At 60.8% G+C, this 16,050-nt stretch carries 17 protein-coding genes and 1 pseudogene; 5 read left to right on the forward strand and 13 right to left on the reverse strand.

The genetic code is table 11. The annotated features are described in order from the left end of the window. Window positions 1-122 precede the first annotated feature (122 nt). Together AC1DRJ_RS04455 and AC1DRJ_RS04460 are read right to left on the reverse strand one after the other, a co-directional pair. Window positions 123-965 (reverse strand): PhzF family phenazine biosynthesis protein, encoded by an 843-nt coding sequence (locus AC1DRJ_RS04455; protein WP_477801024.1) that lies wholly within the window; start codon window positions 963-965, stop codon window positions 123-125. A 33-nt stretch (window positions 966-998) separates the two neighbouring features. Further along, window positions 999-1,697 (reverse strand): glutathione binding-like protein, encoded by a 699-nt coding sequence (locus AC1DRJ_RS04460; protein WP_477801025.1) that lies wholly within the window; start codon window positions 1,695-1,697, stop codon window positions 999-1,001. A gap of 371 nt (window positions 1,698-2,068) precedes the next feature. Between AC1DRJ_RS04460 and AC1DRJ_RS04465 the strand changes: the two genes are divergently transcribed. After that, window positions 2,069-2,743, forward strand: a complete 675-nt coding sequence (locus AC1DRJ_RS04465; protein ID WP_477801026.1) for a histidine phosphatase family protein — start codon at window positions 2,069-2,071, stop codon at window positions 2,741-2,743. 163 nt (window positions 2,744-2,906) lie between these two features. Here AC1DRJ_RS04465 and mnmH read toward each other — a convergent pair whose 3' ends face one another. The 5 genes from mnmH to AC1DRJ_RS04490 form a co-directional block, all read right to left on the reverse strand. Next, on the reverse strand, window positions 2,907-4,004 hold the full coding sequence (mnmH, locus tag AC1DRJ_RS04470) for a tRNA 2-selenouridine(34) synthase MnmH (RefSeq protein ID WP_477801027.1): 1,098 nt from the start codon (window positions 4,002-4,004) through the stop codon (window positions 2,907-2,909). Then, window positions 4,004-5,038 (reverse strand): selenide, water dikinase SelD, encoded by a 1,035-nt coding sequence (gene selD, locus AC1DRJ_RS04475; protein WP_477801028.1) that lies wholly within the window; start codon window positions 5,036-5,038, stop codon window positions 4,004-4,006. Before selD ends, mnmH begins: the two co-directional genes overlap by 1 nt. A gap of 95 nt (window positions 5,039-5,133) precedes the next feature. Next, entirely contained in the window at window positions 5,134-6,090 is a 957-nt protein-coding gene (locus tag AC1DRJ_RS04480) for a quinone oxidoreductase family protein (RefSeq protein ID WP_477801029.1), read from the reverse strand. A 29-nt stretch (window positions 6,091-6,119) separates the two neighbouring features. After that, window positions 6,120-6,293 (reverse strand): DUF1427 family protein, encoded by a 174-nt coding sequence (locus AC1DRJ_RS04485; RefSeq protein WP_007945301.1) that lies wholly within the window; start codon window positions 6,291-6,293, stop codon window positions 6,120-6,122. Between the two features lie 150 nt (window positions 6,294-6,443). After that, complete coding sequence (locus AC1DRJ_RS04490) at window positions 6,444-7,223, reverse strand: AraC family transcriptional regulator (protein ID WP_477801030.1); 780 nt, start codon at window positions 7,221-7,223, stop codon at window positions 6,444-6,446. A gap of 146 nt (window positions 7,224-7,369) precedes the next feature. On the opposite strand from AC1DRJ_RS04490, the gene AC1DRJ_RS04495 reads away from it, so the two are divergent. Further along, complete coding sequence (locus tag AC1DRJ_RS04495; protein WP_477801031.1) at window positions 7,370-7,597, forward strand: DUF6555 family protein; 228 nt, start codon at window positions 7,370-7,372, stop codon at window positions 7,595-7,597. Window positions 7,598-7,679: 82 nt separating this feature from the next. Here the strand turns inward: AC1DRJ_RS04495 and AC1DRJ_RS04500 are convergent, their stop codons facing one another. From AC1DRJ_RS04500 to AC1DRJ_RS04510, 3 genes are all read right to left on the reverse strand, one after another. Then, complete coding sequence (locus AC1DRJ_RS04500) at window positions 7,680-7,847, reverse strand: metallothionein (protein ID WP_477801032.1); 168 nt, start codon at window positions 7,845-7,847, stop codon at window positions 7,680-7,682. Window positions 7,848-7,919: 72 nt separating this feature from the next. Then, window positions 7,920-8,372: a DMT family transporter gene (locus tag AC1DRJ_RS04505; protein WP_477801033.1), complete on the reverse strand. Its 453-nt coding sequence runs from the start codon at window positions 8,370-8,372 to the stop codon at window positions 7,920-7,922. Window positions 8,373-8,374: 2 nt separating this feature from the next. Then, window positions 8,375-8,860 carry a DMT family transporter gene (locus AC1DRJ_RS04510; RefSeq protein ID WP_477801034.1) on the reverse strand — a complete coding sequence of 162 codons (486 nt, stop codon included), beginning with the start codon at window positions 8,858-8,860 and terminating at the stop codon, window positions 8,375-8,377. A gap of 112 nt (window positions 8,861-8,972) precedes the next feature. On the opposite strand from AC1DRJ_RS04510, the gene AC1DRJ_RS04515 reads away from it, so the two are divergent. After that, window positions 8,973-9,908, forward strand: a complete 936-nt coding sequence (locus AC1DRJ_RS04515) for a LysR family transcriptional regulator (protein WP_477801035.1) — start codon at window positions 8,973-8,975, stop codon at window positions 9,906-9,908. Between the two features lie 171 nt (window positions 9,909-10,079). Here the strand turns inward: AC1DRJ_RS04515 and AC1DRJ_RS04520 are convergent, their stop codons facing one another. Beyond that, window positions 10,080-11,396: a Na+/H+ antiporter family protein gene (locus AC1DRJ_RS04520; RefSeq protein ID WP_477801050.1), complete on the reverse strand. Its 1,317-nt coding sequence runs from the start codon at window positions 11,394-11,396 to the stop codon at window positions 10,080-10,082. A 1,547-nt stretch (window positions 11,397-12,943) separates the two neighbouring features. Here AC1DRJ_RS04520 and AC1DRJ_RS04525 point away from each other — a divergent pair. Together AC1DRJ_RS04525 and AC1DRJ_RS04530 are read left to right on the forward strand one after the other, a co-directional pair. Then, window positions 12,944-13,090 (forward strand): annotated as a pseudogene (locus tag AC1DRJ_RS04525) (HAMP domain-containing protein); the annotation flags it as partial. A gap of 102 nt (window positions 13,091-13,192) precedes the next feature. Next, the gene (locus tag AC1DRJ_RS04530; RefSeq protein ID WP_411741858.1) at window positions 13,193-13,948 is read left to right on the forward strand and encodes a methyl-accepting chemotaxis protein; all 756 of its coding nucleotides are present in this window, start codon (window positions 13,193-13,195) and stop codon (window positions 13,946-13,948) included. 121 nt (window positions 13,949-14,069) lie between these two features. On the opposite strand, the gene AC1DRJ_RS04535 is transcribed toward AC1DRJ_RS04530, so the two are convergent. Further along, window positions 14,070-15,383 carry a sensor histidine kinase gene (locus AC1DRJ_RS04535; RefSeq protein WP_477801036.1) on the reverse strand — a complete coding sequence of 438 codons (1,314 nt, stop codon included), beginning with the start codon at window positions 15,381-15,383 and terminating at the stop codon, window positions 14,070-14,072. Then, window positions 15,380-16,048 (reverse strand): response regulator transcription factor, encoded by a 669-nt coding sequence (locus AC1DRJ_RS04540; RefSeq protein ID WP_477801037.1) that lies wholly within the window; start codon window positions 16,046-16,048, stop codon window positions 15,380-15,382. The genes AC1DRJ_RS04535 and AC1DRJ_RS04540 overlap by 4 nt, the downstream gene beginning before the upstream one ends. Between the last annotated feature and the right edge of the window lie 2 nt (window positions 16,049-16,050).

The following is a 16,050-nucleotide window of genomic DNA, read 5'->3' on the forward strand; positions in this document are numbered from 1 at the left end:
CAACCAGTTCTGACTCACCACCCTCCCCGTAGCAGCTGCCGAGCAGCGCGAGGCTGCGTCTGGGATATTTCTGACAAAACGCGATTGCCCGGTGAAGTTCAAGACGGTATCTACAGGGCGGGTTATAGCGTCAGGGTGCCGCTGATACACGTCACCACCGCACCGCCAATCCAGATTTCATCGCCCACTTGATCCACCTGAATGCGCCCCGCCCGCCCCATCGTCAGGCCCTGGCTGACCACATAGGACGCTGGCGCCAGCCCCTCTGCGAGCAACCATTGCGCAATCCCGGCGTTCAAACTGCCGGTGGCCGGGTCCTCCGGCATGCCGTCACCGGAGATGAAAGCCCGTACTTCGAACTGCGCGTCATCGCCATCACGCTCGGGATTCCACGGCGCGATTACGCCGACCGCCAGGCCAAGCATCTGTGAATGATCCGGTTGCAAATCCAGCACCAGCTGGCGATCCTCGACCATGACCGCCAACCAGCCAGCACCGTTATCCACCCACTGCGCCCTGACGATAGCGCCCACCTCCAGCCCAAGCCCGCGTCGCACGCGCTCCACCAGATCGGCGTCCACCGGCCCTGCGTTGATCAAAGGTGGCGCGAGAAACGCCAATTCCCCGCCTTGTCGGCGGACGCGCACCAGCCCGACACCGCACTCCTGAATGATCTCCTCGCCCTTGGGCACACCACCCGCCTCAAGCCAAGCATGGCAGGTGCCCAATGTCGGATGGCCGGCGAAGGGCAATTCGTTCAGGGTGGTGAAGATCCGCACGCGGTAGTCGGCGCGCGGATCGCGCGGTTCCAGTACAAACGTGGTTTCACTGAGGTTGGTCCAGGTGGCGAACGCGGCCATGCGTTCGTCACTGAGTTCATCCGCGCCGAACACCACCGCCAATGGATTGCCCTTGAGGGCGACGCGGCTGAAAACATCTACTTGTTTGAAATCGAATGAGCTCATTGCCTGCCTTGGTCTTGATGAAGTCAAAAGGATCTACTTGGGAATTTCCAGCCCGCGCATCACCGCCGGCCGCGCCAGGAAACGCTCCAGTACCCGCGTGACGTTCTTGAAGTCCTTGATGCCCACCAGATCGCCAGCCTCATAGAAGCCGATCAAGTTGCGCACCCACGGGAACGTCGCGATGTCGGCGATGGTGTAGCGCTCGCCCATGATCCAGTCGCGCCCTTCAAGGCGTCCATCCAAAACCTTTAGCAAACGTTTACTTTCATCGACGTAACGGTCGCGGGGCCGTTTGTCTTCGTAGTCCTTGCCGGCAAATTTGTTGAAGAAACCGAGCTGGCCGAACATCGGCCCGATGCCGCCCATTTGAAACATCAGCCATTGAATCGTCTCGTACCGCGCTGCCGTTTCCTGAGCCAGCAGTTGCCCGCTCTTGTCGGCGAGGTAAATCAGAATCGCCCCGGACTCGAACAACGGCAGGGGTTTGTCGTCGGGACCGTGGGGGTCGAGGATCGCCGGGATTTTGTTGTTGGGGTTCAGCGACAGAAATTCGGGGGACATCTGGTCTTGGGTGTCGAAGCCTACCCGGTGCGGTTCGTAGGGCAGCCCGATCTCTTCGAGCATGATCGACACCTTGACGCCATTGGGGGTCGGCAAGGAGTAAAGCTGGATCCAGTCGGGGTACTGAGCCGGCCATTTTTGAGTGATCGGGAACGTAGACAGATCGGTCATCGGGAGCATCCATCGCCAAAAGAAAGGCTTGAGCATAATCCAGGATCACCGTCCACCGGTTGCGATTTTTCGGCGTTATCGAAACCGCTGATGATCACGATCAACGGAACTCAGCCTTCGCCAGCCCCTCTAGCGCGTACCCTGTCCATAATTTCGCAACATTCTGTCGATAACCTTTGCTGCAACCCGTTCAAGCTTGTCGATACAGTGCCGCCCCCGGCGGAATCGAACCAAATAGGCTTCAGAGGACTCTGAGCCATGCCCTTTCGGACACGGACCGCTCATAGACATGGAAAACACCCGAAGCTGGAAGCTTGTGGTGTAAAGGTTTGTCAGCCTTAACTGAATGCGCTGGAAGATCACTTATTCACATGATGAACCTTTCAAATTTCGCTAAACGCTTCAAACAACGTGCGTATGTATTTCTGCCAGCGGTGCTGGTGACGAGCGCATTGTTTTTGTCGCTGGAGTCCAGCGAAAGCCGCGCCCAACCGGCGGACGGCACCCAAACCCTGGTGTTCCTGCGTCACGCAGAGAAACCCGCCGGTGGTCTGGGTCAGCTCAATTGCCAGGGCCTCAACCGCGCCATCGACCTGGCCACCTTGTTGCCGGAAAAATTCGGCAAGGCCAACTACGTGTTTGCTGCCAACCCGACGCGCAATATCGAGGAAGGCGAACTGGACAATTCCTACAGCTACATCCGTCCACTGATGACCATCAGCCCCAGTGCGATCAAGCTCGGTTTGCCGGTGAACATCAAATACTCGGCCAACGACACCAGCGACCTGGCAGACGAATTGCTCAACAACAAGTATCACAACTCCATCATCTACACCGCCTGGTCCCACGGCTACCTGCCAGAGTTGATCAACAAGGTCGCTGCAGAAGCCGTCGGCAAGCAACAGAACATCACCGAGGACTGGGCGTCCAGTGACTACGATTCGGTGTATGTGCTGACCCTGACCTGGCACAACGGCAAGGCCAGCCTCGATAGTCACAGTTACAAGCAAGGGCTGGATAACGGGTCGCAGACTTGTCCGACCTGAGGGGGCGGGGCTGCTTTGCTTTAAGATTTGTAGCGCCTGCAAGGGCCCTATCGCGAGCAGGCTCGCTCCCACAGTTAATCTCGGTCGTACACAAAATCTGTGTTTACTGAGGATCTAATGTGGGAGCCTGCTCGCGATGGGGCCGGCAAAAACGGCCTAACTGTTACTGACTCACCCGCGCCCGCAGGTATTCAAGGACAGCCGCCTGCTCCCCGGCAAACTCAATCCGCGCCCCTTTCTTCTCCCGCTGAAACGCATACATCGGGTCGTAGTACTCGCGAAGCAGCCCTTCGATCCAGCCCCGGTGCAGGTCCACCGCACCGCTTCGCCCCTGCTCTGCCAAGGCTTCTTCCATCAAAGTCAGCATCCGCCGATGGCGTTCACCGCCCAGACGTTTCTGCACGTTGTTAAGGCTTTCCAGCAAGCGCTCGGAAAACCGCGCAAATCCTTCATCGCCATGCACCCCAATGAACTCGGCACACAAGTCCACCACGTAATCGCGCAGAATCCGCTCGACGCGCCCTTCAAGGCTGTCTTCCAGCCAGACCATCGGAAACTGCTGCATGCCCTGAAACAGCGGCAACGGCAAGGCGCAACTGCCGACCGCCCGGCTCTCGTCTTCCAGCACAAACTGCTCGATGCCGTGGGCGCGTTTTTTCAGGACATCCACCGCCAGACGGTTCTCGAAATCGATGTTGGACGGTTGCCCGGTCGCACGTTTTCCAAAGCTGGAGCCGCGATGATTGGCGTGGCCTTCAAGGTCGAGTCCGTTGTTCAACTGCGTGAGCACTTCGGTCTTGCCGGTGCCGGTCATGCCGCCGAGCAACACGAAATCGCACTGGGCAACCGCCTGATCGAGCGTGTCGAGCAAAAATGTGCGCATGGCCTTGTAGCCGCCACCGACCCGGGGATAGTCAATGCCGGCCTCGTCCTTGAGCCACTGCTGGACGATCTGCGAACGCAAACCGCCGCGGAAACAATACAAATAGCCCTCGGGGTGCGCCCGGGCAAAATCAGCCCAGGCCTGGATGCGCTCCGCCTTGATCTCGCCGGACACCAGTTGATGCCCCAATGTAATGGCCGCCTGCTGACCTTGCTGCTTGTAACAGGTGCCGATGCGCTGGCGCTCGCTGTCATTCATCAGCGGCAGGTTGACCACGCAGGGGAATGAGCCCTTGCTGAATTCCACTGGCGCGCGGGCATCCATCATCGGCCGGTCGTGGAGAAAAATGTCGCGGTAATCGGTGAAGTCGATGGACATCAAAACACCTCAACCGCGTGTGTCTGTCGCTCAACCAGTTCACCGATGGGTTCCAGGCTCAGGCCCAGTTCAGCCGCCACCGCGAGGAACTGTTCATTGCCCTCGGGCGTGACCGCTATCAACAGGCCACCGCTGGTCTGTGGATCGCACAGCACGCGTTTGTGCAGCTCCTGAAGCCGTCCCAGTTTGCTGGCGTAGCTGTCGAAGTTGCGCAGCGTCCCGCCTGGCACGCAGCCTTGGTCCAGGTAGTACTCGACACCCGGCAGGCGCGGCACGCGGTTGTATTCGATGCGGGCAGTCAACTGGCTGCCGTCGGCCATTTCCACCAGATGCCCCAGCAGGCCGAACCCGGTGACGTCGGTCATCGCGGTCACGCCGTCGAGCTTGCCAAAACGGCTGCCGGGTTTGTTCAGGGTGCACATCCAGTCGCGGGCCAGGCCAATGTCGGCAGTGCGCAACTTGCCCTTTTTCTCTGCGGTGGTAAGGATGCCGATGCCCAGCGGCTTGGTCAGATAGAGCAGGCAACCGGCCGTGGCCGTGTCGTTGCGCTTCATATGGCGCTTTTCCACCAGCCCGGTCACGGCGAGGCCGAAGATCGGCTCAGGCGCATCGATGGAGTGACCACCGGCGAGTGGAATCCCGGCTTCATCGCAGACCGAGCGCCCGCCGCGAATCACTTCCCGGGCAACTTCCGGCGCCAGCACATTGACCGGCCAGCCGAGGATCGCAATTGCCATCAGCGGATCGCCGCCCATGGCGTAGATGTCGCTGATGGCATTGGTGGCGGCGATGCGACCGAAATCGAACGGGTCGTCGACGATGGGCATGAAGAAGTCAGTGGTGGAGACCACGCCGCGTTCGTCATCAATGGCGTACACCGCCGCGTCATCGCGCGAGGCGTTGCCGACCCAGAGTTTCGGGTCCAGGTTCTGCGCCCCGCTACCGGCAAGAATCACCTCCAGCACCTGAGGGGATATCTTGCAGCCACATCCGGCGCCGTGGCTGTATTGGGTCAGACGAATCGGCTCGCTCATGGGAGGCACCTTATGGGATCAATGCGGCCGATTCTAGCAGACCACATTGATGGCGACTGTGAAGGCCTCATCGCCAGCAGGCTGGCTCCCGTCAGCTATGGCAACAAAATCACCTTGTCACCGCTGCCCTGATTCACGTCCGAGTAGCGCTCCAGACCTTCCGCCAATGGCGACTCAAGCAAGCCCTCGGGTAATGGCAACAACCCCTGATCGAAGAACCGGCCAAACTGATCGAGCATCGCTGCGCACGCCTGAACCCCGTACAGCAACGAATTGATCCCCACCACCGAGCCACCCTTGCGATACAGCGCCAGCGCCGGCAGTTGCACCATACCGTCCACCGGCGCGGCGATGATGGCGATGCGGCCGAACGTCGCCAGTGCCGGGACCGAGGCCGGCAGCCAGAACCCGGTGGTGTCGAAGATCACGTCAGCGCCGCCGGCATACACCTCGCTTACCTGGGCGCCCAACTCCTCAGGCGTATCCAGCTGCAACGTCTGATAACCCTGAGCCCGCAATTGTTTGACCTGCTCCGGTCGCCGCGCCGCTGCCAACACTTGGGCACCGCGCACCTTGGCCAGCGCCAACGCTGCACTGCCCACCGCCCCGCCGCCGATCACCAACAGTCGCGTTTGCGCCGTCACCAGGCTGCGCTCCAACGCATCCCACGCCGTGGTGTAGGGCACGCCGAGGCTGGCGGCCTGGGCAAAGCTCAGATGGGTCGGTTTAAGCGCCACTCCGTTGGCCGGCAGTTTGACGAATTGCGCGTGGGAGCCGTCGGCAAAAAAACCCAACTCACGCCCGGTGCCCCAGACTTCCTGGCCGAGCAACGCCTGCGGGCCTTCAACCACGACACCGGCAAAATCCCGGCCGGGGATGCGTGGCAACGTGGTGTAGGGAAAACGTCCCAGCACGTTCTTCACATCGCTGGGGTTGAGCCCTGCGGCCTTGATCTGCACCAGCACTTCATCGGCACCAGCAACAGGGGTGGGTACGTCAACGTAGCGCAAGGACGAGAGGTCGCCGGTTTTGTCGAACTGCAATGCTTTCATGAGCGTTTCCACTGAATAAATAAAACGGTTCAGGAGGTCCAGCCAGCCACCAGTTGCCGGCCCATCGGCCACAACTGTTCGCCTGCCAGCATGCCGAGCAGCCCGACCAGCGCGATGGCCGGTGGTGCGGGGGAACGAAAATCCAGCGCGCCGTAGAGCAAACCGACGCCCAGACCAATGACCAGCGAAATGAGGTAGCTCATGGCGGACTCCGTGGGCAATTGAGGTAGGCCCAGAGTCTAGAGGGAGGTCGCGCCGGGCATCGGCCAAGTGCTTCTGCTTTTCGGCCAAAGCGACAATACCGGACTGGCGAAGCCCTATAGGCGCGAGCTGTGGCGAGGGGGCTTCGCCAGCTACAGGGTGTGGTTGTGGCTGGAAAATTGCGAGGGCGCGACGCCCAGTTCACGACGAAACATGTCACTGAAGCTGCTCGGCGTATAACCCAGCTCGCGGGCGATCGCGCTGACCGGCACGCCCTGAATCAGCTCGGCCACCGCCGTCGCCAGCTGCACCTGTCTCCGCCACTCGGCGAAGCCCATGCCCAGACCGTCCTTGAACAACCGCGCCAGGGTGCGCACGCTGGCACCGGCGTTTTCTGCGTGTTGCTCGAAGGGAATGTCCAGTGAAGGCGCGGCCATGACCGCCTGACAGAGGTTCATCAGGCGTCGGTCGGAATCATCCGGCAGGGGGATTTTCAACAGAGAGCGCCTGGCTCGTCTAAGCTCCAGCAGCGCCAGGCCGACCAGCGCTTCGTAATACTCGGGCGCTCCCTCCTCGCCCTGCTCCACCAGCCCGACGATCAGCTCTCGCAGCAGACCGCCGACCTCGATCACTTGAACAGTCTTATCCAGCGTTGCCGCCAATGATGGCCGCAGGTAAATGTTGCGCATCTGCAAGTCCGAGACCACGCGAATACCGTGCGGCACTCCCGGCGGCAGCCATACCGCCCGTTGCGGCGGCACCACCAGCGCCTCATGGGGCGTTTCGACCCACATCACCCCGCTCATCGCATACAGCAACTGGCCCCAGACATGCTCGTGGGGCTCGATAAACAGCCCGCGCGGATAGGTGCGCGCCAGCGGTTGCACGGGCACATCGGTGTCGCTCAGATCAGGAGGCGCGGCAAGGGCCATGGGGCAGCAATCATTGAGGTTTTCAGGACTTGCATGGTAACCAGCCGAACGCCTTGTCGCCACTGGCCGCGACCGCCTGAAAATCAGAGTGAATTTTCCGCTACCCCAACGATCCCTCTATTACCACAGGGAGGAATACGGGCTTTATGAACAGTGCAAAACTTTTCGTCATTGAATACACCCTTCATGGCGCCCCCAAGTCATTCATCATCCGTCTGGAGAAGATGGACAACGCGGAAGCCTGGCATTGGGCGAGCTGCGATGCAGGCGTGGGGAGGATTCCCCGGTTCGGCCGAGAGAAGGTGCAAAAGACCAGCAAACCGATGGCGGAAAAGTTCGGCGTCGAAAATGTTAAGTGGCGGCCGGCGAGTTAATAAACGACACAATCCGTAGCAGCTGGCGAAGCCTGCTGCTACAAAGTGCGTGCCCGATCAGGCTTCATTTGGTCGCGATGCACTACTTGGCATCAGCGCACTTGCAACCCTTGCTGGAGCATTCTTCGCCGTGTTCATGGTGCTTGGCGCAGGCTTCGCAGCAATAGTGTTTGCCGTGGCGCGCGATGGGATGCTCGCCCAGTTTGCAAGAGCATTTGGGGCAATCGCAGATATCGTCACTGCTGATCATGATTCGGACTCCATTTGTGTGGTCGTCGGGGTGCCGCAAACGCGGCCCGTCTTACCAGTGTAGGAGTTTGTTTCAGGCCTGCCGGGTGCTGCTGCGATACATGAACACCAACGCCAACCCAAGGCACACCATCGCCACGATCCGGTTGTTCGACAAGTCGATGGCCGGGTTGCCCAGCCAGCCGAAATTGTCTATCAGCATGCCCATGCCCAGTTGCCCGACGATCACGGCCACAGTCGCCACCGCCGTCCCCACCCTTGGCACCGCGCCGACCATGACGATCATGTACACCACGCCGAACAACGCGCCACTGAGTTGCCATTTCGGCACGTCCAGCAAGCTAATGGCCTGTGCTGGTTCGAAAAACAGGATCAGCAGCCCGGTGACCACCGCCCCCACCACGAAGGTCAGCAAACTGCTGCGCAACACGCCGACTGTTTCACCCAGACGACCGTTGATCGCCGCCTGCACACTTAACACCGCACCGGCCGCGACGATCACAGCCAACAAAATAATCAGATTCATTTTCAACCCCGAGCGATCAGAACAAGTGCCGCGACAATCAGCAGTAACGCCAGCCAACGTTCACCGTTGACCTTTTTGCGGCTGGCGCCGAACCAGCCGAAGTGGTCGATGAGCACGCTTTTGCCGACCTGCCCACAGAGGATCGCGATCATGGTCATCGCAATGCCTATATGCGGCGTGGCCAGGGTCAGCACCACCACATAAATCGGCCCGAGAAAGCCGCCGATCAACTGCCAGCGCGGCAACGTGTTCAATGCCGGGCCTTGTTGCGGGCCGCTGAACAACAGCAACAAAAACAGAATCGCCGAGCCGACCCCGAAGATGCTCAACGTCGCCCACAAATGCCCGACTTGAACGCCGAGCGGCCCAAGCAGACCGGCCTCCACGGAAAGGCCCATGCCGGCCAGGATGACCAGCGGTAGAAGCAACAGCCGCAGCCCTGGTTTGGTCGCGGGGGTGGCCGCGGTGTCGATTGAAGACGCTTGCATTAAAGAAACCTGCCTGTAGGAACAATGGCCAGCATTATCCGGTGGCGATGCTTTGCGATAAATGGGAGCATCCTGACAACACTTTTGCGCCACTCGCACAGCAGGACACATCATGCACGGCCTCAATGAGCTCGGATTCAAGGCACTTCGACTGTTTGTCGCCGTGCTCGACCACGGCAGTTTTTCCGAAGTGGCACGGCGCGAAGGTCTGGCGCCCTCTTCGATTTCCCGGCAAATCCAGCTAATGGAACAGGCCCTGAGCCAGCAATTGCTCTACCGCCACACCCGCGCCGTCACTCCCACCGAAGCCGGGCGCATGCTCGGTCATCATGCGCGACTGGTGCTGGTGCAACTGGAGGAAGCCGAGCAAGCCTTGCAGGAACAGCAAAGCGAACCCGGCGGACTGGTGCGGATCAACGCCCCGGTGGTGTTCGGCCAACGGCATTTGACGCCGTGGTTGGGGCAATTGTGCGAGCGTTATCCCAAGCTGCAGCTGGATATCCAGCAAACCGACCACTACATCGACCCACTGCAAGAAGGCGCCGACCTGCTGTTTCGCATCGGGCCGCTGCACGACTCCAGCATGCAGGCGCGAATCCTCGCACCGCACCGGTTTCAAGTCGCCGCCAGCCCGGCCTACCTCAAACGCCACGGCACGCCGCAACGTCCTGAAGACCTGGCGGCGCATCAATGCCTGGCCTACAAAGGCGCGACCGGCCAGCAACGCTGGTTTTTCCGCAAGGATCAGCAGGACTGGACGCCCTACCCGGTCAAAGGGCCAATCACCGGCAATCACGCTGACACCCTGGTTCAAGCCGCCGAACAAGGTTTGGGGCTGGTGATGTTTCCGTCATGGTTGATTGGCGAGGCGGTACGCGAGGGCACGCTGGTGCCGGTGCTTGGCGATTTTCAGGTATCGAACAGCCTTGAGCCGCAGCAGATTGCCGTGCTGTGGCCGGGCAGCCGACGATTGTCGGTGAAGGTGCGTACGGTGATTGATTTCTTTGTCGAATGCTTTGGCACGGTGCCGTACTGGGACAGGCCGTAGCGGCAGGTTATCTCTGTGTGAGATTCCCCCTGTGGGAGCGAGCCGGCTCCGGGCGGCGTTCCGACGGTGAGGGCGGTACATCCAACAGTGATGCTGGCTGACACTCCGCTATCGCCGGCAAGCCGGTCTCGCTCCCACAGTTTTAATCCACTGTGATCAGTGAGAACCGGGTTACAGAATCATCGCCGCCACCCAACCAAACGCCAGCAGCGGCAGGTTGTAGTGCAGGAAGGTCGGGACCACGGTGTCCCAGATGTGGTGGTGCTGGCCGTCGATGTTCAAACCCGAGGTCGGGCCCAGGGTGGAGTCGGAGGCTGGCGAACCGGCGTCACCCAAGGCGCCGGCCGTGCCGACGATGCACACGATGGCCAGCGGACTGAACCCCAACTGCACGCACAGCGGCACGAAAATCGCCGCCAGGATCGGCACGGTGGAGAATGACGATCCAATGCCCATGGTCACTAGCAAGCCCACCAGCAACATCAACAATGCGCCGATGCCTTTGCTGTGATTGATCCACGAGGCCGAGGACTCCACCAGCGTCTGTACCTGACCGGTGGCTTTCATCACTTCGGCAAACCCGGACGCGGCGATCATGATGAAGCCGATCATCGCCATCATCTTCATGCCTTCGGTGAACAGGTCGTCGGTTTCACGCCATTTCACGATGCCCGACACCGAGAAAATCAGGAACCCGACCAACGCGCCGATGATCATCGAGTCCAGCAGCAACTGAATCACGAAGGCCGCCACGATGGCCACGCCCGCCACCATCAGGCTCAGCGGGTTGTACTGCACCGCGACCTGTTCGACTTGCTCGATTTTTTCCAGGTCGTAGACGCGTTTCTTGCGGTAGCTGAAAAACGCCACCGCCAGGCCGAACACCATGCCCAGCGCCGGGATGCCCATGGCATGGGTGACGTTGATGCCGGTGATGTCCACGCCGCTGCGTGCGACGTTGGCCAGCAGAATCTCGTTGAGGAAGATGTTGCCGAATCCCACCGGCAGGAACATGTACGGGGTAATCAGACCGAACGTCATCACGCAGGCAATCAACCGGCGATCCAGTTGCAGCTTGGTCAGCACGTATAAAAGCGGCGGCACCAGCAACGGGATGAACGCGATATGTATCGGCAGAATGTTCTGTGACGCAATGGCCACCACCCCAAGCAAACCGATCAACAGCCACTTGACCTGACCGCCACCGCTGGCGTGTTGGCGGTCGACCATCGCCAACGCCTTGTCCGCCAGGGCATGGGCCATGCCGGACTTGGCAATTGCCACCGCGAACGCGCCGAGCAAAGCATAGGACAACGCCACTGTCGCCCCGCCGCCGAGCCCGCTGTTGAAGGCTTTAAGCGTGGCGTCAATGCCCAGGCCGCCGGTCAGGCCACCCACCAGCGCACCGACAATCAGCGCGATCACGACGTGCACGCGGGACAGACTGAGGATCAGCATGATGCCGACCGCAGCAATTACAGCATTAATCATCGTTACCTCTAGGCACGCGAAATGAGCTCAGCCGGCAGACTGAAGCGCTGCCAGCGGAGTAGAGAATAGGTTTTATTAGAGGGCGCGCACTGTGCCGCAGAGTGGGCGCGCTGTCAAAGCGCCCGGGACTGGCGATATGTAACGAATTGCGGAGCCCTGTGGCGAGGGGGGCTTGCCCCCGTTCGACTGCGTAGCAGTCGTAAAATCTGCCGATGTGGTTGTCTGGGGAAATATAGAGGGCCGCTTCGCGACCCAACGGGGGCAAGCACCCTCGCCACAATAATCGCTCCTTTCACCACACCCAATCGCAGTTTCGATATTTGCCAACCGGGATAAAGAAAGCCGAATCACGGCCGTTACAGTGCAAAGTCTCAGATATTTATCGAATAAAGGACGTCTCCATGTCACTCAGACAACTTTCCATTCAATGGAAAATCACCCTGCTGGCCGGGCTTTGCCTGGCTGGCATCGTGACCCTGCTGGTCGGTCTTTCGCTGTACCGCATGGAGCACAGCTCCGCGATGGTGAAAGCCTCAAGCATGGAGATGCTTACCGAAGCCGCCCAGGCGCGGATTGAATCCCAAGGCGAAAACCAGGCGCTGCTGATTCGTCAGCAGTTCATGGACGCCTTTCAGTACGGCCATGGCTTTTCGCGCCAGGTGTTGTTCCTGCGCGAGCAGGCGGAAAAGCGCTTTCTGGATGCTTTCGACCTGCGTGAAGACCTGACCCGCCAGGTCAAGTCGGCGCTGCAAGCCAACCCGGATCTGCTCGGCCTGTCGCTGGTGTTCGAAGCCAATGCGCTGGACGGCAAGGACGAATTGTTCAGCGGCCAAGCGGAACTGGGCAGCAACGACAAGGGCCGTTTCGCCCTGTACTGGTCGCAGGCGACACCGGGCAAGGTCACGTCCATGGCGCTGCCGGAAAGTGACATGGCCGACACCCGCACCGGCCCGAGCGGCGAACCGGCCAACGCCTGGTTCACCTGCCCGCGCACTTCGCTCAAGCCGTGCGTGATCGAACCGTACTTCTACGTGATCGATGGCCAGAACGTGCTGATGACCAGCATCGTGTTCCCGTTGATGGTCGAGGGCAAAGTGATCGCCTCGCTGTCGGTGGACCTCAACCTCAACAGCCTGCAAGCGATGAGTCAGGGCGCGAGCAAAAAGCTCTATGACGGCCAGACCCATGTCAGCATCCTCAGCCCGGTCGGTCTGCTGGCTGGCTACAGCGCCGACGCCAGCAAACTCAGCCAGCGCCTGGACGCCGTGGACAAGACAACCGGTGCCGAGCTGATCCGTATGCTCGCCAGCAGCAGCAACACTGCAAGCCTGCACAACGATCACCAGTTGAAGGTGTTGTCACCGTTCCAGCCGATTCCCGGGGGAAAATCCTGGGGTGTGCTGCTCGACGTGCCGCAGAACGTCCTGGTCAGCCGGGCTGACACGCTGAAAAAACAACTCGATGACAGCAATCGGACCGACATGTTGATCCAGCTCGGCCTCGGCGGGCTGGCCGCATTGATCGGCCTGATGCTGGTATGGCTGATGGCCCGCAGCGTGACCAGACCGATCCTCGGCGTGGCGCACATGCTCGAAGACATCGCCAGCGGCGAAGGCGACCTGACCCGGCGCCTGGCCTATGACAAAAAGGACGAACTGGGCCAGTTGGCTGGCTGGTTCAACCGTTTCCTCGACAAGCTGCAACCGATCATCGCCGAGGTCAAACGCTCGGTGCAGGACGCACGCAACACTGCCGACCAGTCGTCCGCCATCGCCACGCAGACCAGCGCCGGCATGGAGCAGCAATATCGGCAGGTCGATCAGGTCGCCACCGCGTCCCACGAAATGAGCGCCACCGCCCAGGACGTCGCCCGCAGTGCCGCACAAGCGGCTCACGCGGCCAAGGATGCCGATCAGGCGACGCGTCGAGGGTTGACCGTGATCGACCAAACCACCACCAGCATCGACAACCTCGCCGCCGACATGAGCGCGGCCATGGTGCAAGTCGAAGGGCTGGCGGCGAACAGCGAGAAAATCGGTTCGGTACTGGAAGTGATCCGCGCGATTGCCGAACAGACCAACCTGCTGGCACTCAACGCCGCCATCGAAGCGGCCCGTGCCGGTGAGGCCGGACGCGGTTTTGCCGTGGTCGCCGATGAAGTGCGCAACCTCGCGCGCCGCACGCAGGAGTCGGTGGAAGAAACCCGCCTGGTGATCGAGCAATTGCAGAGCGGCACCCAGGACGTGGTCGGTTCGATGAACAACAGCCATCGCCAGGCTCAGGGCAGTGTCGAGCAGGTCAGCCAAGCCGTGACCGCGCTGCGCCAGATCGGCGATGCGGTGACGGTGATCAGTGACATGAACTTGCAGATTGCCTCAGCGGCGGAAGAACAGAGTGCGGTGGCTGAAGAGATCAACAACAACGTCGCGACGATTCGCGACGTCACCGAGTCGTTGTCGGGGCAGGCGAATGAATCAGCGCGGGTGAGCCAGTCGCTGAACAGCCTGGCGAATCAGCAGCAGAGCTTGATGGATCAATTCCGCGTCTGACCCGACACACTGATCGTTCCCACGCTCCGCGTGGGAATGCATCCCGTGACGCTCTGCGTCACATCCTGAAGCGGAACGCGGAGCGTCCCAGGCGGCATTCCCACGCGGAGCGTGGGAACGATCATCGACGAGGTAACTCGATGACCACCTTCAATCCACCCCATTCGCTTTCCTCCAACCGCAACAGCCCACCCCAGTTGTCGACGATGTCGCGCACAATCCCCAGTCCCAAGCCGTGTCCATCCGTCTGTTCATCCAGGCGCGTTCCGCGGCTGAACACCTGAGCCCGCTGGTCTTCGGGAATCCCCGGGCCATCGTCTTCAACGCTCAAATCAAACCCGTCCACCGTCTCGACCACGCTCAAGCGAACCTCGGCATCCGCCCATTTACAGGCGTTGTCCAGCAGGTTGCCAAGCAGTTCAAGCAAGTCCTCGCGGTCCCACGGCAACTGCAAACCGGGCGGTGCGCGGTAGCTGAGCGCCAGGTGCTGGCCATGAATCATGTTCAACGTCGCCAACAACCCCGGCAGTTCTTCATCACAATCAAACAACGCCCCAGGCAACGCATCACCGGACAATCGGGCGCGGTTCAGTTCGCGATTGAGCCGCTGCTGAACCTGCTCCAGCTGCGCCTGAATCACCTTGCGCAGCTCCGGGTGAGCGTCGAGCTTTTCGCTGGACGCCAGGCTCAACAACACCGCCAGCGGGGTTTTCAAGGCGTGACCGAGGTTGCCCAAGGCGTTGCGCGAACGCTTGAGGCTGTCTTCGGTGTGCGCGAGTAAATGGTTGATCTGCGCCACCAGCGGCTCTAGCTCAATCGGCACCTGATCATCCAGTTGCGAACGTTGGCCTTGCTGCAACTGGGCGATCTGCTCGCGGGCCTTCTCCAGCGGACGCAAGGCGCTGCGCACGGTGAGGCGTTGCAGCAGCAAAATCAGCAACAGCCCGGCCAGCCCCAGCCCCAGCCCCACTTGCTGCATGCGTTTGAAGCTCTCGCGCACTGGGGTGTAATCCTGCGCGACGCTGATGGAAATCGACTGGCCGAGGCGTCGATAGTCTGAACGCAACACCAGCAATTGCTGGCCTTCCGGCCCCAGTTGCAGGTTGCTGTGCAGGCCTGGATGCTCAAGCTTGGGCAGTTCCTGGTCCCACAGCGAACGGGAACGCCAATGGTGATCGTCGAAGTCGATGCGAAAATAGTGCCCGGAAAACGGTCGCTGGTAAGCCGGCGCCAGGTGCCGCTCCTCCAGCTGCAACCCTTGCGGCCCGCGCACCAGTGCCACCAGCAGGTTTTCGCTGTCGTTGCGCAAACCGGCTTCGAGGTAACGCTGCAAGCCCATTTCGAACAACCACAAGCTGGTTTGCGCCAGCACCAGGCCGACGACGACCATGACGCTGATCAGTCCCAGGCTCAAGCGGCGCTGGATCGACCTCACTGAGCGGCCCCACCGAACAGGTAACCCTGACCGCGACGGGTTTCGATCACACTGCGTCCGAGTTTGCGGCGCAGGTGGTTGACGTGAACTTCGAGCACGTTGGAGTCACGCTCGGTTTCACCGTCGTAAAGGTGTTCGGCGAGGTGGCTTTTGGAGAGGATCTGTTCGGGGTGCAGCATGAAATAGCGCAGCAGGCGAAATTCGGCGGCGGTGAGCTGGATGTCGGCGCCGTCGCGGGTCACGCATTGACGACCTTCGTCCAGGTGCAGCCCGGCAGCCTTGAGTGTCGGTTGATTGGCCTGGCCGTGGGAGCGACGCAGCAGCGCCTGAACCCGCAAGTGCAATTCTTCCGGATGAAATGGCTTGGTCAGGTAATCGTCGGCACCGGCCTTGAGGCCTTCGATGCGCTCGGCCCAGGAACCGCGCGCGGTGAGGATCAGCACCGGCGTCATCAGGCCTCCGGCGCGCCACTGCGCCAACACTTCAAGTCCCGGCAAACCGGGCAGGCCGAGGTCGAGGATGATCAGGTCATACGGTTCGCTGCTGCCCTGATACACCGCGTCGCGACCGTCGGCCAGCCAATCCACGGCGTAACCCTGCCGGTTGAGGCCGGCCATCAGTTCGTCGGCCAGCGGCACGTGGTCTTCCACCAGCAGCAGTCGCATCA

Source organism: Pseudomonas sp. P5_B2 (assembly GCF_056400445.1).

Coding starts and splice junctions, on each gene's coding strand:
- AC1DRJ_RS04455 (WP_477801024.1), bottom strand. CDS start 965: ATGAGCTCATTCGATTTCAAACAAGTAGATGTTTTCAGCCGCGTCGCC.
- AC1DRJ_RS04460 (WP_477801025.1), bottom strand. CDS start 1,697: ATGACCGATCTGTCTACGTTCCCGATCACTCAAAAATGGCCGGCTCAG.
- AC1DRJ_RS04465 (WP_477801026.1), top strand. CDS start 2,069: ATGATGAACCTTTCAAATTTCGCTAAACGCTTCAAACAACGTGCGTAT.
- mnmH (WP_477801027.1), bottom strand. CDS start 4,004: ATGTCCATCGACTTCACCGATTACCGCGACATTTTTCTCCACGACCGG.
- selD (WP_477801028.1), bottom strand. CDS start 5,038: ATGAGCGAGCCGATTCGTCTGACCCAATACAGCCACGGCGCCGGATGT.
- AC1DRJ_RS04480 (WP_477801029.1), bottom strand. CDS start 6,090: ATGAAAGCATTGCAGTTCGACAAAACCGGCGACCTCTCGTCCTTGCGC.
- AC1DRJ_RS04485 (WP_007945301.1), bottom strand. CDS start 6,293: ATGAGCTACCTCATTTCGCTGGTCATTGGTCTGGGCGTCGGTTTGCTC.
- AC1DRJ_RS04490 (WP_477801030.1), bottom strand. CDS start 7,223: ATGGCCCTTGCCGCGCCTCCTGATCTGAGCGACACCGATGTGCCCGTG.
- AC1DRJ_RS04495 (WP_477801031.1), top strand. CDS start 7,370: ATGAACAGTGCAAAACTTTTCGTCATTGAATACACCCTTCATGGCGCC.
- AC1DRJ_RS04500 (WP_477801032.1), bottom strand. CDS start 7,847: ATGATCAGCAGTGACGATATCTGCGATTGCCCCAAATGCTCTTGCAAA.
- AC1DRJ_RS04505 (WP_477801033.1), bottom strand. CDS start 8,372: ATGAATCTGATTATTTTGTTGGCTGTGATCGTCGCGGCCGGTGCGGTG.
- AC1DRJ_RS04510 (WP_477801034.1), bottom strand. CDS start 8,860: ATGCAAGCGTCTTCAATCGACACCGCGGCCACCCCCGCGACCAAACCA.
- AC1DRJ_RS04515 (WP_477801035.1), top strand. CDS start 8,973: ATGCACGGCCTCAATGAGCTCGGATTCAAGGCACTTCGACTGTTTGTC.
- AC1DRJ_RS04530 (WP_411741858.1), top strand. CDS start 13,193: ATGGAGCAGCAATATCGGCAGGTCGATCAGGTCGCCACCGCGTCCCAC.
- AC1DRJ_RS04540 (WP_477801037.1), bottom strand. CDS start 16,048: ATGCGACTGCTGCTGGTGGAAGACCACGTGCCGCTGGCCGACGAACTG.